At 61.8% G+C, this 15,048-nt stretch carries 15 protein-coding genes and 1 tRNA gene; 9 read left to right on the top strand and 7 right to left on the bottom strand.

The annotated features are described in order from the left end of the window. Positions 1-15 precede the first annotated feature (15 nt). On the bottom strand, positions 16-1,224 hold the full coding sequence (locus AC3EMP_RS21865; RefSeq protein WP_352546056.1) for a septal ring lytic transglycosylase RlpA family protein: 1,209 nt from the start codon (positions 1,222-1,224) through the stop codon (positions 16-18). Between the two features lie 244 nt (positions 1,225-1,468). Between AC3EMP_RS21865 and AC3EMP_RS21860 the strand changes: the two genes are divergently transcribed. Continuing rightward, complete coding sequence (locus AC3EMP_RS21860) at positions 1,469-1,999, top strand: MgtC/SapB family protein (RefSeq protein ID WP_023728036.1); 531 nt, start codon at positions 1,469-1,471, stop codon at positions 1,997-1,999. Positions 2,000-2,209: 210 nt separating this feature from the next. Further along, positions 2,210-2,299: transfer RNA gene (locus tag AC3EMP_RS21855), tRNA-Ser, on the top strand. Between the two features lie 147 nt (positions 2,300-2,446). Here the strand turns inward: AC3EMP_RS21855 and AC3EMP_RS21850 are convergent. Then, positions 2,447-2,608, bottom strand: coding sequence for a hypothetical protein (locus tag AC3EMP_RS21850; protein ID WP_023691300.1), 162 nt, complete (start codon positions 2,606-2,608; stop codon positions 2,447-2,449). A gap of 186 nt (positions 2,609-2,794) precedes the next feature. Here AC3EMP_RS21850 and AC3EMP_RS21845 point away from each other — a divergent pair, with 186 nt between their 5' ends. Beyond that, a complete protein-coding gene (locus AC3EMP_RS21845; protein WP_023668952.1) occupies positions 2,795-2,986 on the top strand; it encodes a DUF3606 domain-containing protein in 192 nt (63 codons plus the stop codon). A gap of 347 nt (positions 2,987-3,333) precedes the next feature. Here AC3EMP_RS21845 and AC3EMP_RS21840 read toward each other — a convergent pair whose 3' ends face one another. Next, positions 3,334-4,062 (bottom strand): hypothetical protein, encoded by a 729-nt coding sequence (locus AC3EMP_RS21840; RefSeq protein ID WP_023688477.1) that lies wholly within the window; start codon positions 4,060-4,062, stop codon positions 3,334-3,336. A 431-nt stretch (positions 4,063-4,493) separates the two neighbouring features. Here AC3EMP_RS21840 and AC3EMP_RS21835 point away from each other — a divergent pair, with 431 nt between their 5' ends. The 6 genes from AC3EMP_RS21835 to rimO all read left to right on the top strand — a co-directional run bounded on the left by AC3EMP_RS21835 (position 4,494) and on the right by rimO (position 9,977). Further along, a complete protein-coding gene (locus AC3EMP_RS21835) occupies positions 4,494-4,883 on the top strand; it encodes a sugar 3,4-ketoisomerase (RefSeq protein ID WP_352597244.1) in 390 nt (129 codons plus the stop codon). Positions 4,884-4,947: 64 nt separating this feature from the next. Beyond that, positions 4,948-6,147 (top strand): FAD-dependent oxidoreductase, encoded by a 1,200-nt coding sequence (locus AC3EMP_RS21830; RefSeq protein WP_023706820.1) that lies wholly within the window; start codon positions 4,948-4,950, stop codon positions 6,145-6,147. Beyond that, on the top strand, positions 6,148-7,074 hold the full coding sequence (locus tag AC3EMP_RS21825) for a glycosyltransferase family 2 protein (RefSeq protein ID WP_023691313.1): 927 nt from the start codon (positions 6,148-6,150) through the stop codon (positions 7,072-7,074). A 119-nt stretch (positions 7,075-7,193) separates the two neighbouring features. Next, a complete protein-coding gene (locus tag AC3EMP_RS21820) occupies positions 7,194-7,601 on the top strand; it encodes a DUF930 domain-containing protein (protein ID WP_032889884.1) in 408 nt (135 codons plus the stop codon). A gap of 262 nt (positions 7,602-7,863) precedes the next feature. Further along, entirely contained in the window at positions 7,864-8,523 is a 660-nt protein-coding gene (locus tag AC3EMP_RS21815; protein ID WP_023668959.1) for a TerC family protein, read from the top strand. 140 nt (positions 8,524-8,663) lie between these two features. Then, positions 8,664-9,977, top strand: coding sequence for a 30S ribosomal protein S12 methylthiotransferase RimO (gene rimO, locus AC3EMP_RS21810; protein WP_023688481.1), 1,314 nt, complete (start codon positions 8,664-8,666; stop codon positions 9,975-9,977). Between the two features lie 139 nt (positions 9,978-10,116). Here the strand turns inward: rimO and AC3EMP_RS21805 are convergent, their stop codons facing one another. From AC3EMP_RS21805 to AC3EMP_RS21790, 4 genes are read right to left on the bottom strand one after another with little or no spacing between them, the layout of a single operon-like run. Next, complete coding sequence (locus AC3EMP_RS21805; RefSeq protein WP_023682527.1) at positions 10,117-11,184, bottom strand: BMP family ABC transporter substrate-binding protein; 1,068 nt, start codon at positions 11,182-11,184, stop codon at positions 10,117-10,119. 50 nt (positions 11,185-11,234) lie between these two features. Beyond that, the gene (locus AC3EMP_RS21800; protein ID WP_023668962.1) at positions 11,235-12,155 is read right to left on the bottom strand and encodes an ABC transporter permease; all 921 of its coding nucleotides are present in this window, start codon (positions 12,153-12,155) and stop codon (positions 11,235-11,237) included. Further along, positions 12,155-13,279: an ABC transporter permease gene (locus AC3EMP_RS21795; RefSeq protein WP_031193354.1), complete on the bottom strand. Its 1,125-nt coding sequence runs from the start codon at positions 13,277-13,279 to the stop codon at positions 12,155-12,157. The genes AC3EMP_RS21800 and AC3EMP_RS21795 overlap by 1 nt, the downstream gene beginning before the upstream one ends. Beyond that, entirely contained in the window at positions 13,276-14,853 is a 1,578-nt protein-coding gene (locus tag AC3EMP_RS21790) for an ABC transporter ATP-binding protein (RefSeq protein ID WP_023691315.1), read from the bottom strand. Before AC3EMP_RS21790 ends, AC3EMP_RS21795 begins: the two co-directional genes overlap by 4 nt. Positions 14,854-15,048: the final 195 nt, after the last annotated feature.

Here is a 15,048-nt window from a genome sequence, read left to right as displayed (position 1 = left end):
GCGTGCCTTTGTTGGTCAGTTGCGCACAGCCAGCGCGTCCGGCGCGCCATGCGACCATGCCGCGCGCAAGAGGTCGTCGACATTGCCATGGCCATCCGGATAGAGATTGACCGCGTACCAGTCATTGCCGTCGAGTTCGGTGCTCTGGATTTCGGTCCTGCCGAACGGTTCGAGAGCCGCAGCCACCCGCTTTGCCTCGGCAGCATCGTCGAAGGATCCGGCGGCGACATAGTCGGAAACGGCAGGCAATGCCTGCGGGTTGGATTTCTTCCACGATTGCAGGATGTCGGCTGGCGACATGCCCTGGTCGTCAAGCGCTGCAAAGACGTCGGCGCGCTGTACGCGCTCATCCGCATAGGAGAGCGAAGCCACGGCAAAGGACGATTCCGGGCGCTGAGGCACGATCGGCCCGAATTCAGGCAGCGTCACATCGCTTGAGGCCGGTGCCTGCATCGACATCACTGGCTGTGTGTCGGAATTCGTCAACTGACCAGGAAACGGCACTACGGCAGGGGGTGCGCCAACAGATAGGCTCGGCGAAGGTCCGTTCATCGCCACCATGACGCCGGTCGGCAAGCCATCGGACGGGTCCGGGCGGTTGTTGCCCGGGCGATAGGAGGCGACCAGATATTGGTCGTCGTCGCCGTCGAGCGGCGCGCGGCCGATATATTCCACTTTGACCCTGGCCGTGCCGACCTTGGCATAGTCGAGCATTTGCGCGGCGCGTTCCGAGACATCGATGATGCGTCCCTCATGATAGGGGCCGCGGTCGTTGACGCGCACGATGACCGAGCTTCCGGTCTCGGTGTTGGTGACACGGGCATAGCTCGGCAGCGGCATGGTCGGATGCGCCGCGGTCAGATGGGTCATGTCGTAGACTTCGCCATTGGCTGTGAGACGACCGTGGAAGGCATCGCCATACCAGGAGGCGAGACCGACCTTGGCGTAGCGCTTGTCTTCCTTGGGGTAATACCACTTGCCGCGCACCTGATAGGGCTTGCCCAACTGGTCGCGGCCGCCGCCGCGCCGCATGTACTGAACGCGCGGGCTGGCCTTCACGCCGTACTCGGTCTCGGCAAAATATTCCTTCGAGCGAGGCTTCTTGTAGACCATGGCTTTCGGCTCGGACTGCGGCGACGCGCACGCGGCCAGCAACGCAGCCGAAAGAGCGCACAACACCAAAGCAGGAGCGCGACGAAGACGCCGATGCGTCGTGGTCTGCATGTTTTCCGATGTCCCCTACCGTCTCGACACAGGCGCCGCTTCTAGAATTTCGGCGGAGCCAGATGAGCAATGCCTGCGACGCGCCAATCCCCATCCCTTGTGCGCAGGAATTGTTTATCAGCGTATTAATCGATTGTGTCCGAAACCGGGCAGGAATGTGGCGGCCAGGTCCCGGGCTGGCCGGGCGCCTGTGAGGAGGCATCCGAGACCTCTGTCCTTTGGAGTCTGGAAGTGAACCTGTGGCATGAAGCGCGGCTGCCTGGAACCGACCGACCCGAGATACGTTCTGCGCCTCATGGATGAATTCATTGAACGTTTCGGGCAACAGACGTGGCTGCCCTTTTCCGTAATTTCAGCCAGGCTTTTGCTCGCGGCCGTCCTTGGCTCCATCGTTGGGATCGAACGCGAATGGCGTAACCGACCGGCCGGATTGAGGACACACATCCTGGTCTGTGTTGCGACGGCTCTAATTGCGATCCTCACGATCGAGATTACTCATCTTCACGTCTTCGATGGTCAGGAAATCGCCATTGATCCTATCCGCTTGATCGAAGCCACGACTGCCGGCGTGGCATTTCTGGCCGCGGGCTTGATCTTCTTCTCCAAGGGCGAGGTTCAAGGGCTTACCACTGGGGCGGGCATGTGGCTGGCAGGCGCCATAGGCCTGGCGGTTGGGCTCGGGTTCTGGCAGATCGCGGCTTTGGCTACCTTGCTCGCACTTGTCGTGCTGGGTCTTCTGCAACTTGTGCAGGTCGGCAGCAAGGATCGCAATTAGATCCCGGCTCCTTCGAAAACGGGTTCGCAGCTCCGTTCGGGTAACGAACGCCACCCCCTATTATCCATGGCAGCGCCGATGGTTGACTTGGCGATGGGCAACGCTCTAGAGAAATGAACCGCAAGCTGGTCCGGAAGGATAGGTATCATTCGATACCAACTGTCGTTCACTGGGTCGGTTGATGTTCCTAGATGATTGAAAAGTCACGTTGGAGGGATGGCCGAGCGGTTTAAGGCACCGGTCTTGAAAACCGGCGTGGGTGCAAGCCCACCGTGGGTTCGAATCCCACTCCCTCCGCCAGATATTTGGCTACCGTGCTGAATTGCCTCTGTATTTTCAAAGAGGGCCAAATCTTTCCTAAGTTATTCCTAACTTCCTAAAACGAAGAAGCCTGCCACCGCGAGGCAGCGGGCCAGCGTGAGCGCAAACGTTGCCCCAGCCTCAGGATCAACGTTCGTCCTGGCGATAGAGCCGTTTGGTCGCGCGGTCGCTTTCCATGCGTTCTGCAGGACCACGGTGGCGTCGGGTCATAAGAACGTATGCCATCAATAGGGCCAGCAACAGTGGCCCACCAGCAACGACGATCAACCACATCACACTTTCAAACATGAGGCATCTCCTTCACGTCACAACCGTCAAGGAGAAGAACCGTTCCGTTCAAAGTTACAGCAACACCAGCACCTCCTGCGACTGAGGGCCGTTTTCCCATGTGACCGTTTCGGAAATCCGGGCTCCGCTGCAACAAAAGGCTGCGGCTGCACGTTGCGGTTGATCATTCAACCAGGAGCAAAGCAAATGGCCGACGACAAAACGAAGACGGACTTCCGCGATCGGGACCGCGTCTCTGCCGATGAGGATTATGAAGTCGAGTATTTCGCCACCAAGGCCGGCATCACCCCGCAGCAGGTCAAGGAATTGATCGCGAAGCACGGCAACCGACGCGAGACGCTGGAGCGGGAAGCGAAGGCTCTGGGGAGCGGTAGGTAGGCCGGCATGCCAGAGTACCAGGTGGAAGAGTGGCATGGAGAGGAGTGTGTCTCAACTCAGGCCACGAGCGCCGATGATCCGTTATCTGCGGTAGAGAAGGTCACGGGCCAAAGGGTGTCGCCTAGAGCGCTTCAGGAGCATTGGTTTCGTGTGGTCGATGAAGATGCGCGAAGCACGCATGAATTCAGTCTTGAGGACGGCGGCCCGGCTGGAGATTTTGCAAAATAGCCATGACCAGAATCTCGGACCTGCATTGGGACCAACGCTGCAGATAGGCGAGAAAGGTGCAGCCGCCGGGCGGACCCGACGGCTTATCGTCGATTGGATCGCTGCCGCCGCATGGGGCCTTAAGGCGCGGCCGGCGCCAGCTTGGCGGCTACTTGGTCGATCTTGTCGGCAAGTACGCTATTGGCCCAATCTGTCACCTCAGGGTCAACGGGCTTGTTGGCCATTTGGGCAAGGGCTGCATCGATCGATGGGACGTTGGCAGCGGCAGCTGTGGCGGCGGTCTGAGCAGCGGCCGCATCCTGGGTGGCGTCATCGAGCGCTGCCTGTGCTGCATCGAGGTCGGCCTGCGTCGGGACATCTTCGGGCGGGGTATTCGGGTCAGCCGCTTTCGCATTCAGCGCGTCGAGCGCCGCTTTGGCGTCGGCAACCGCCTGATTAGCGGCATCGAGCGCCGATTGAGCGTTCTTGGCTATTGCCGACTGTGTCACAAAAGCCTGCACGCCAGCGAAGTTCTTGCTCTTGGAGTGCATAAAGGCGTTGGCGTTGCGCTGCAGTGAGTTCAATCGGCCCAGCTTGGCATGGATATTCTTTTCCTTGGACACTGAACCGGTAGCGGCCTTGGCGACCTGGCCCTTGGCGGATGCCGACTTGCCGAGCGAACCGCCGCCTCCGCCATTGCCGCCAGCATTACCGTTTCCTCCGCTATTGCCATTGCCATTGCCATTGCCATTGCCGTTACCATTGCCATGGCCGTTACCATGGCCGTTGCCACCAGCAGCAGCCAGGGCCGGCGACACCAGAAGCGAGAACACCGCAAATGCAGCAAAAAGGGTCTTTCGGGATGTCATAACTACCTCCGAGATTGCCACCGCCACTAACCGCTATAGCGGGCAACATGAGGAATCGCTAACACAAAGGGTAAACTTGGATATAGCTGTGCTTTCATTGCGACAACGAAGCGGCCGGCCGGCGAAACGCCAACCAGCATAACTCTTTGAAATTGCTGAAGTAGATCACCCTCGTTGGGACCGGCCGGCCTTCCGAACTCAAAGGTCCTAGACCGCTCGGACCAAGGTCTTAAGCCGTGGTTTCGGCCGCGACTCAGAAGTCGTGACGGCGCGGCGACCTTCGGTAGTCGGCACCGTATCGGCCTGAGGCCGAGCTCGACATCGATCCGCTGCTGTGTCCCAAAACACCGCCTAAGTGGTTGTATTCTCTGCCTTTTGATATAAGCGCTAGTCTGAGGTAAATTTCGACCGGCATCTGGCGGGCTTACGTTATGCAGCATCGAACGTTCTTTGGCGGCAAGGTCACCGAGATCCCCACTCCGTTACATTGCGATCCCAGGGGAATGCTGACCGCTATCGAGTTCAGCGGTTACAATTTCCAAGCCGTGCGGGCGTTCGTCGTCACCGCGCCGCGCGGCACGTCGCGGGGCGGACATGCACACGGCTCGGGCCGGCAATTGATGATGCAGCTGTCGGGCGAGATCGGCATCGAATTTCGCTATCAGGAACAGACCGAACGGCTGACGCTCACCGCATCGAACCGCGCGGTGCTGGTCGATGCCCCGGTGTGGGCGCTGCAGACCTATGAAGGGGAGAACCCGTCTTTGCTGGTTTTCTGCGATACCGAATACGACCCTGAAAACTACGTATCGAACCCCTGATGACACTCATCGGGAAAGGAGAGGCCGCGATGCGCGCCAGGACATGACAGCGCCTCGCGGCAGAATGGCTATTCTCGGCGCCGGCATCATGGGCGCCAGCCTCGCTCTCATGATGGCCCGCAGAGGCTACGCGGTGTCCCTCTTCGACAAGGAGAGCGAGCCGATGGCCTGCGCCAGCCGTTGGAACGAGGGCAAGATTCATCTCGGCTATCTCTACGGGAACGATCCCTCGCTGCTGACCGCCCGGCATCTGCTTTCGGGAGGACTGTGTTTCGGCAGGCTTGTTTCCGAGCTGATCGGAAGCAATCTGGAAGCGCACACGACCTTTTCGGAAGACCTTTATCTGGTCCATCGCAACTCGATCGTCGCTGCCGAGGCGCTGGGGGCGATCTTTGAACGTGTGGATGTATTGGTGCGCAGCCACGCTGACGCCACCAGCTACCTTGCCGACGTATCGGCGGCGCGATCGAATCGGCTTTCCAAAACTGAATTGGCCGATGTCACCAACTCGGACCAGATCGTCGGGGGCTTCCAGGTGCCGGAGCGATCCGTCAACACGCGATGGGTTGCCGACCGGCTTTGCGCGGCGCTTCGGGGTGAACCCAATATCAGCTTGCGGATGGCGTCCAAAGTCCTGTCGGCACAGCCGGTGGACGGAATTGACAGGAAATGGCGCGTGGCGGTCGCAAGCGAAAAAAGTGAGGCGTTCGACATCGTCGTCAATTGCCTTTGGGAGGGGCGGCTGGCTGTCGACCGCACGGCCGGCATCGAGCCGGTTCCCGGATGGTCGCACCGCTACAGGCTTTGCCTGTTCGGCCGCACCAGCCAGCCTGTCGATGTGCCGTGCGCGGTCGTCGCCCTTGGCCCGTTCGGCGACATAAAAAACTATGACGGGCGCAACTTCTATCTCTCCTGGTACCCGAGCGGGTTGCTTGCGGAGAGTGGCGAATTGTCGATCGAAACGCCGCAAGCGCTCGATGCCGACGCACGACAGCGGTTCATCGGCAACGTTCGCGCCACGCTCGCCCGGTTGTTGCCCAGTGTTTCCAGCATGTTCGACGATGCCGAGGAGCTTGAGGTACGCGGCGGCTTCGTGTTTGCGCAAGGGCGTGGTTCGCTCAGCGACCCGAAAGCCACGATCCATCGCCGCGACCAATTCGGGGTCAACCGCCTGGGCAACTACATCTCGGTCGACACAGGTAAATATTCGACGGCGCCGTGGCTTGCCGACAGGCTGGCGCGGCAAATCTGCGGGATCGAGTGAATGGGTGAGACAGAACAGGGCGGCGCGAAGCAGGTAGCGCAGAAACAAGTCCAGCTTCGATCCGGCTGGCGGCCGAAGGTCACGGCGCTGGTGCCATGCTACAATTCGGCGGCATTCATTTCGCGTACGCTGGACAGCCTCGCCGCGCAGACCTGGGACAATATCGAGATCCTGGTCGGGGAGGACAATTCGACCGACGCGACATTCGAGATCGTTTCAGCCTTCGCCGGCGGCCGCGACGATGTCCGTATCCTCCGCCGGGACAAAAACCTGGGATGGCTGAAGAACTCCAACGATCTGATGGCCAATGCCAGCGGCGAATTGATGTTCTTTGCCTTCCATGACGACGTCATCGATCCAACCTATATCGAGGCGCTGGTGCGGGCGCTCGATGCCAATCCCGCGGCCGTACTGTCGTTCAGCGACGTCGAAGTGATCGAAGTCAGCGGCGAAAGTGCCACGTGGAAGTTCGACCTGCTGGAGGGCTTGCAGGACGGTTTTGCGCGTGGCCGGGCGATGGCGCGCCAGCCGCATGGATGGTGGGTTCCCAATCGTGGGATATTCAGGGCCTGGGCGTTCCACCGTAGCGGCGGGATCAAGCCCAACAGCCAAGGCGAATTCAGCGCCGACTGGACCTGGCTTCTGCATCTGTCGCTGCTCGGCGGCTTTGTCCGCGTGCCGCAAGTGCTCTGCCACAAATACTACCGGGCGGGCAGCATCAGCCGGCGCTGGGACCGCAACAGCACCCAACGAAGGGCCTTGCGGGCGGCGGGGATAAGGGAGGTCTGGCACAGCGAGGCCGGCCTTGCACAAAGAGCCTTCCTCGCTGTCTATATCGCCTTGCGGCCGTGGCGGTGGGTGCCGCGATCGCGAGAAGCGCAAAGACGGCGAAACAGGCAATCGGTGCATGGCAGCCCGGACAAATAAGAATGGCGCCGGCGACGTATCAAAGCGGCTGCGTCAAAACACCCTGCCCGGCCAACGGCGATTTCCGCGCATATCCGGCTGCCCCAAAATGGCACTCCGGTTGATTTTTCACGCGAGTTATGGTCGTTCTCCCGCCCATGAAAAAACTATTCCTTGCGGCGCTGGCCTCGGTGACGCTGGCCTGGCCCGCCCACGCGATGGACGCCGCCCTGCGCGCCGGCCTGCTGAAACTCGACCCGGAGACCCGGCTGGAGCAGAGATGCGACGCCGAAGTGCTCGACCGCATCAGCCATGACGACCACAAGTACAAGGCAGACCGCGTCGTCGCCTACGCCTTCGCGACGCCGGAAATGAAGGCCGATGCCATCCGCAGCCCGGGCGCTGCCTTCCGCAGCAAGGGGCAGTGGTACCGGCTGAAGTTCAAATGCGAGACGGCGCCTGACCATATGGAGGTCCTGCAGTTCCGTTACCGCATCGGCGACGAGATTCCGGAAGCCGACTGGGCGAAGTACAATCTCTACGACTGAATTCGCTGCGACCAGAATTCTCTCTGGCAGAACGACCTTCCCTATTCCCGTGGCTTTCAGCGTCGGCCGTTAGAGCGGTTCAGCTTTTTACAGAGCAGCTGACCCACTCTAACTCTTTGTTTTTGCATGATTCCGGACGGAAAACCGCTACGCACTTTTCCTGGAATTGCGCCGGCAGTCTCTTGACGCGCGGGAACCATACACGTTAGGGCGTCGGCATATCCGACGACGAACACGCCGATACAGCAAGGGGCTCCGGTCGATGGACATTTTCAGCGCTGCAAGCATGACGGCCCTCCTCCAGGTCATCGCCATCGATCTGGTGCTTGCCGGCGACAATGCCATCGTCATCGGCCTTGCCGCCGCCGGCCTGCCGGTCGAGCAGCGCAAGAAAGCCATCCTGATCGGCGTGTTGGCAGCGACGGTGCTGCGCATCCTGTTTGCCGCCGTCACCGTCAAGCTTCTTGCCATTGTCGGCCTGCTGCTGGCCGGCGGCATCCTTTTGTTGTGGGTGTGCTGGAAGATGTGGCGCGAGCTGCGGACGTCGCATGCCGACGAGTTCGAGGCGACCGAGGCGCTGTCCGATTCCGACCTCAACAGCGACAGAACGGTGGGTGGCAAGGCGCCGCGCAAGACGCTCGGCCAGGCGGCCCTGCAGATCGTCGTCGCCGATGTTTCGATGTCGCTGGACAATGTGCTGGCGGTCGCCGGTGCGGCGCGCGATCATTTTCCCGTGCTTGTCATAGGCCTGGTGCTGTCGATCGCCTTGATGGGCTTGGCCGCGAGCTTCATTGCCAAGCTGCTGCATCGCCACCGCTGGATCGCCTATGTCGGCTTGCTGATCATTCTCTACGTCGCGATCGATATGGTCTATCGCGGCGTTGTCGAGGTCTGGCCGCATGTCAGTCCTGTGGTGAGCTGACGCTGCCGGTCCCACAGCTTCTGTAGCAGCATGGGTATCTGCCGGAGGCAGTGGTCGCGTTCGCCGCAGCCGCTGCCCATACCAATGCCGCAATAAGTGTGGTACTGGCCGCCGATCCCGAAAAACCCGGATGTTTTCTCATGTCTGCGCCTCGCGTCAGTTTCGTCAGCCTTGGATGCCCGAAGGCGCTTGTGGATTCCGAGCGCATCATCACGCGCCTGCGCGCCGAAGGCTATGAGATCGCACGCAAGCATGACGGCGCCGACCTTGTCGTCGTCAACACCTGCGGCTTTCTCGACTCAGCCCGCGACGAATCGCTCAACGCCATTGGTTCGGCGCTTTCGGAAAACGGCCGGGTGATCGTCACCGGCTGCCTCGGCGCCGAGCCGGACGTCATCCGAGAGAAGCACCCCAACGTCCTCGCCATCACCGGCCCGCAGGCCTATGAGAGCGTGATGGCCGCGGTGCATGAGGCGGCGCCGCCCAGCCACGATCCCTATATCGACCTTCTGCCGCCGCAAGGCGTCAAGCTGACGCCGCGCCACTACGCCTATCTCAAGATTTCCGAAGGCTGCAACAACCGCTGCACCTTCTGCATCATTCCCGCACTGCGCGGCGACCTCGTCTCGCGCCCGGCGGCCGATGTGCTGCGCGAGGCCGAGAAGCTGGCCAAGGCCGGGGTCAAGGAATTGCTGGTCATCTCGCAGGACACCAGCGCCTACGGCATCGACATCAAGTACCAGACGTCGATGTTCGGCGACCGCGAAGTGCGGGCGAAATTCCTCGACCTGTCGGAGGAGCTGGGCAAGCTCGGCATCTGGGTACGCATGCACTATGTCTACCCCTACCCGCATGTCGCCGATGTCATCCCGCTGATGGCGGATGGAAAAATCCTTCCTTATCTGGACATCCCCTTCCAGCACGCCTCGCCGCAGGTGCTGAAGAACATGCGCCGTCCAGCCCATGGCGAAAAGACGCTGGAGCGCATTCGCGGCTGGCGCGAGGTGTGCCCGGATCTGGCGATACGCTCGACATTCATCGTCGGTTTCCCCGACGAGACCGACGAGGATTTCGAGATGCTGCTCGACTGGCTGGACGAGGCCAGGATCGATCGCGCCGGCTGCTTTAAATACGAGCCGGTCCGCGGCGCCCGCTCCAACGATCTCGGCCTCGAACAGGTGCCGCAGGAGATCAAGGAAGCGCGCTGGCATCGCTTCATGCAGCGCCAGCAGAAGATCTCGGCGACGCAGCTGGCCAAGAAGGTCGGCAAGCGCCTGCCGGTGCTGATCGACGAGGCGCATGGCACGTCTGCCAAGGGCCGGACAAAATACGACGCGCCCGAGATCGACGGTTCGGTGCATATCCAGTCGCGCCGCCCGCTGCGCCAAGGCGACATCGTCACGGTCAAGATCGACCGCGCCGACGCCTACGACCTTTACGGCTCGGCGGTTTAGAAAATTACCAAAAAGGGCGCCTCCCGGCGCCATCGGATTTTTGGCACAGCCCTCGGCGCGGTTTCGCAGTCGAAGCGTGCAGCCCGCGAAGTGAAAAAGGGCGCCGGGCGGCGCCCCTTCTCTTTTGCGTTTCCGATACTTACTGCGGCAACTTGTCGTCGACGCCCTTCACATAGAAGTTCATGCCGAGCAGCGTGCCGTCGTCGGCTACTTCGCCGTCCTTGAGCCACGGCGTGCCGTCCTGCTTGGCGACCGGTCCTGTGAAGGGGTTCCAGCCATCTGCGATTTTCTTGGCGGTTGCCTCGGCCATCGCCTTCACATCGTCCGGCATATTGGTGAAGGGCGCCAGCTTGACGGCGCCGTCCTTGATGCCGAGCCAGACATTGTCAGGCTTCCAGGTGCCGTCGAGCGCTGCCTGGACGCGGCTGATGTAGTACGGCCCCCATTCGTCCGTCAGCGAGGTCAGCTGCGCGTTCGGCGCGAACTTGATCATGTCGGAGGACTGGCCGAAGCCGTGCAGCTTGCGCTCTTCCGCCACCTGCAGTGCCGCAGTGGAATCCGTGTGCTGGACGATGATGTCGGCGCCCTGGTCGAACAGCGCCTTGGCCGCGTCGGCTTCCTTGCCCGGATCGAACCAGGAGTTCACCCAGACGATCTTGGCCTTGAAGTTCGGGTTGACCGATTGCGCGCCGAGCATGAAGGAGTTGATGCCCATCACCACTTCGGGGATCGGGAAAGAAACGATATAGCCGGCGACCCCTGCCTTCGATTCCTTGGCGGCGATCTGGCCGAGCACGTAGCGGCCTTCATAGAAGCGCGCATTGTAGATGCCGAGATTGTCAGCGGTCTTGTAGCCGGTGGCGTGCTCGAACATCACTTTGGGGAACTTCTTGGCGACCTTCACTTCCGGGTCCATGAAGCCGAAAGAGGTGCCGAAGATGATCTTGCAGCCTTCGCGCGCCAGACGCTCGAAAGCGCGGTCGGCATCGGGACCTTCCGAGACGTTCTCGAGATAGGCGGTTTCGACCTTGTCGCCGAGCGCCTTCTCCACCTCGAGGCGGCCTTGGTCGTGCTGGTAGGAATAGCCGAAATCGCCGATCGGGCCGGTGTAGACCCAGCATGCCTTCAACTTGTCGGCGGCCTGTGCGGACGCCGCCAGTGACATGGCGGCGGTCGTGGTCATCAACGCGATAAGCAGTTTTTTCATTGTGTTACCTCTCTGAGTTTAGCCTTGGAGCTTCCCGTTTGTTTTTGTTGTCAACGATCCGGAACGAATGGCTGCCCCAAGGAAGCCGGCGTGTTCATCATCGTCAGACGCTTGTTGCGCGAGATTAGAACGAGAACCACGACGGTTGCCAGATAGGGCAGAGAAGAAAGCAGCTGCGAAGGCACCGGAATGCCAAATGCCTGTGCATGAAGCTGGCCGATCCACACCGCGCCGAAGATGTAGGCGCCGGCCAGCACGCGCCACGGACGCCAGGAGGCGAAGACGACCAGCGCCAGCGCGATCCAGCCGCGGCCCGCGCTCATGTTCTCTACCCATTGCGGCGTGTAGACCAGCGACAGGTGGCCGCCCGCAAGGCCGGCGCAGGCGCCGCCGAAGATGACCGCGAGATAGCGGTAGCGGATGACTTTGATGCCGAGCGCATGTGCCGATGTGTGGCTGTCTCCGATCGAGCGCAGGGTGAGGCCGGTGCGGGTCTTGAACAGGAACCACATGACGGCCGCCGTCAGCGCGATCGAGATGTAGAAGATTGGGTCCTGGCCGAACAACAGCCTGCCGACGACGGGAATGTCGGTGAGCACCGGAACGTAGAGGTTTGGCAGCCGCTCGCCCGGCTGGCCGACGAAGCTGGTCCCCATCATGCCGGACAGGCCGAGGCCAAGCAGCGTCAACGACAGGCCGGTCGCCACCTGGTTGGTGGCGAGCGACAGCGTCATCACCGCAAACAGCAGCGAGAACACGGCACCCATGGCGATTGCCGCCAACAGGCCGATCCAGGGCGATCCCGTGAGATAGCCGGCGCCGAAGCCGCCGACGGCGCCCATGATCATCATGCCTTCGACGCCGAGGTTGAGCACGCCGGAGCGCTCGACCACGAGTTCGCCGATTGCCGCTATTAAAAGCGGCGTTGCCGCCGTGGCGATGGTCAAAAGGATGTTGACGGCGATGTCCATCAGCGGGCTTCCTTCAACTTCGGCGCGGCTTCAAGCTTCGCCGCGCTTTTCGTCAGCGCCATGCCGACCAGGCGAATGCGGTAATGGATGAGCGTGTCGCAACCGAGCACGAAGAACAAAAGCATGCCCTGGAACACACGCGCCACCTTGTCGGAAATGCCGAGCGCGCTTTGCACCGCCTCGCCGCCGAGATAAGTCAGCGCCAGCACCAGGCCGGCGGCGACGATGCCGAGCGGATTGAGCCGGCCGAGGAACGCCACAATGATCGCTGTGAAGCCGTAGCCGGGCGAGATCACCGGTTGCAGCTGGCCGATGGCGCCGGAGACTTCCGAAATGCCGGCAAGCCCGGCCAGCGCGCCTGACAGCAGGAAGGCGAAGAAGACCATGCGGTTGAGGCCGAAGCCGGCGAAGCGCCCTGCCCTCGGGCTGGAGCCGAGCACGCGGACCTCAAAACCCTTGAGCAGGCGGCTCATTAGCACCCAGATCAGCACGGCTGCAACAAGCGCGAAGACAAAACCCCAATTGGCACGGCCGGCGTCCGGCATCAGTTCCGGCAGGACCGCCGAGTCGTTGAACTGGATCGTCTGCGGAAAACCATGGCCCTGCGGATCGCGCCAGGGGCCGCGCACCAGCCAGTCGAGGAAAAGCTGGGCGACGTAGACCAGCATCAGGCTGGTCAGGATTTCGTTGGTGCCGAAGCGCGTCTTTAGGAGAGCAGGGATTGCCGCATAGGCGGCGCCGCCGACCATGCCGAACAACAGCATCAGCGGCAGCACAAGCGGGCCTTCGAACCCGGGAAACAGCACCGGAATGGCCGAGCCGAAAATGCCGCCGAGGATGAACTGTCCCTCAGCGCCGATGTTCCAGATGTTGGCCTTGTAACAGACCGACAGGCCGACCGCGATCAGGATCAAAGGTGCGGCCTTGATCGCCAGTTCATGCAACTGCCAGACCTGGCTGATCGGCTCGATGAAATAGATCTCGAATGCGCTCAGCGGGTTGACGCCGAGCAACGCGAACAGAACCGCGCCGGCGATGATCGTCAGGGCGAAGGCGATGAAGGGCGACAGCGCGGAAAACAGCATCGAGCGCTGCGGGCGTTTGACGAGTTCGAGGCGCATCATGCCGTCTCCAGACCATGTTCGGCGTGGCCGGGCTCGGCGCCGCCCATCAACAGGCCGATCTTTTCGAAAGTTGCCTCGGCGATCGGCAGCGGTTTCGACAATTCGCCATTGTGCATGACCGCGATCGCGTCCGAAATCTCGAACAGCTCATCGAGGTCCTGGCTGATGACCAGAACCGCCGAGCCGCTGCGCGCCAGTTCGATCAGCGCCTGGCGGATGTGGGCGGCGGCACCGGCGTCGACGCCCCAGGTCGGCTGGTTGACGACCATGACGGCAGGGCTGCGGTCGAGTTCGCGGCCGACGATGAATTTCTGCAGATTGCCGCCCGACAGGGCCGCGGCTTCCGGATCGGGCGCGCTCTTGCGCACGTCCATCGCCACGATGATGCGCTGGGCGGCGGCATAGACCGCACCGCTTTTGACCGTGCCGCCGGCGCCGACAAAAACCTTGCCGTCGGTGGCGTGCCGCGACAGAAGCAGATTTTCCGAAAGCTTCATGCGTGGCGCCGCGCCATGGCCGAGGCGTTCTTCCGGCACGAAGGCAGCGCCCATCAGCCGCCGGCCTGTGATCGAGAGCGAGCCGGCATCCTTGCCGCGGATGCGCACGGATGCGGCGTCCTGCTGCAGCACCTCGCCGGAGACGGATTCGAAGAACTCGCCCTGGCCGTTGCCGGCGACACCGGCAATGCCGATCACCTCGCCGGCGCGCACAGTGAGGTTGATATTCTTCAGCGGGATCGAAAACGGGGTTGCCGGCTTGCGGCTGAGGGCGCGGATTTCGAGCAGCGGCTGCGCGGCCTCGATGCCTTCGGCCGGTGCGCGCACCACGGCCTTCACCTCGTTGCCGACCATCATGCGGGCCAGCGACGAAGCCGTTTCCTCGCGCGGGTTGCAATGGCCGACGACCTTGCCGTGACGCAGCACGGTGGCGCGGTCGCAGATGCGTTTGACCTCTTCCAGCCGGTGCGAAATGTAGAGGATGGATTTGCCCTCCGAGCGCAGGCGCTCAAGCGTTTCGAACAGCTTGTCGGCTTCCTGCGGCGTCAGCACCGAGGTCGGCTCGTCGAGGATGATGAGCTGCGGCGTCTGCAACAGGCAGCGGATGATCTCGATGCGCTGGCGTTCGCCGACCGAGAGATCGCCGACCAGCGAGTCCGGATCGAGCGGCAGGCCATAGCTGAAGGAAAGCGCCCTCGCCTTGGCCGCGATCGAGCTGATCGGTGAGCCGTCATCCAGAGACAGAGCGATATTCTCGGCCGCGGTCAGCGCCTCGAACAGCGAAAAGTGCTGAAACACCATGCCGATGCCGAGCTTCTTCGCCATGCCCGGACTGGTGATCCGCACCGCTTCGCCGTTCCAGAATATCTCGCCGGAATTGGGCTCCAGCGAACCGAACAGCATCTTGACCAGCGTCGACTTGCCGGCGCCGTTTTCGCCAAGCAGCGCGTGGATCTCGCCCTTGGCGATGTTGAGGTCGATATGATCGCACGCAGTCAGCGTGCCGAATATCTTGGTCAGGCCACGAACCTCAAGCAGGTTCGCTCCATCATGATCTGCACTCACAGTGCCTCCCATCCGGTTTCCGGATATGTTCTGTGTTCCCGCCAACATCGTATGCGCTGGCCGCTCTCGTGCGAAAGCAGCACCCACCTTGAAAGAGCTTCAAGAATTTCAGCGGAAACTCAAGGGGTAAAGATAGGCCCGTTTCGCACAACAAACCGACCGACCGGTTTTTCGTGCAAACAGTGCCTGGGCGCCGCGGCAAAGCAC

Source organism: Mesorhizobium sp. P160219, assembly GCF_057786095.1.
This window is presented reverse-complemented; position numbering and strand designations above follow the sequence as displayed.